General features: G+C 59.9%; 1 protein-coding gene. It reads left to right on the top strand.

Annotation, left to right across the window (positions count from 1 at the left end; all coding sequences use genetic code 11):
- On the top strand, positions 1–623 hold a 623-nt coding region (gene xerC, locus Xbud_RS19260), incomplete at both ends, for a site-specific tyrosine recombinase XerC (RefSeq protein WP_145956694.1).

Raw genomic sequence — 623 nt, 5'->3', positions numbered from 1 at the left:
AAACAGAACCTGATACTGGCGAACCCGGCAGCGGACATTGAGTTGCCGCGGGAAGAAAAACGCCTGCCGCGGTATATCCTGAGCATTGATGAAATCGAGCATATCCTGTCGCTGCCTGACCCGAATACGTTGCAGGGCGTACGCGACCGGGCCCTGATGGAGCTGCTCTGGTCAACGGGGATACGACGCAGTGAAGTGGCCCGGCTCGATATCTACAGCATTGACGGGTCACGCAAAACGGTGACCATCCGGCAGGGCAAGGGGAATAAAGACCGGGTATTGCCCCTCGGCGAACGGGCCTTAAACTGGCTCCAGTTCTATCAGCAACAGGTTCGCCCGCAACTGCTGGTCACCCCGGACATCCAATCGCTGTTCGTGGCAATGGACGGTCTCGACGGGTTGCAGCCGAACGGTATCACCCATGCCGTGAGCGGTTATATCCGGGCCGCCGGCATTGAGAAAAAAGGCGCCTGCCACCTGTTCCGGCATGCGATGGCGACGCAGATGCTGGAGAACGGAGCGGACCTGCGCTGGATACAGGCCATGTTAGGCCATGCCAGCGTGGAATCCACCCAGGTGTATACGCAGGTCTCTATCCGGGCCTTGCAGGCGGTGCACGCCAG

It is taken from the genome of Xenorhabdus budapestensis (assembly GCF_002632465.1).
Lineage (GTDB): Bacteria > Pseudomonadota > Gammaproteobacteria > Enterobacterales > Enterobacteriaceae > Xenorhabdus > Xenorhabdus budapestensis.
This window is presented reverse-complemented; position numbering and strand designations above follow the sequence as displayed.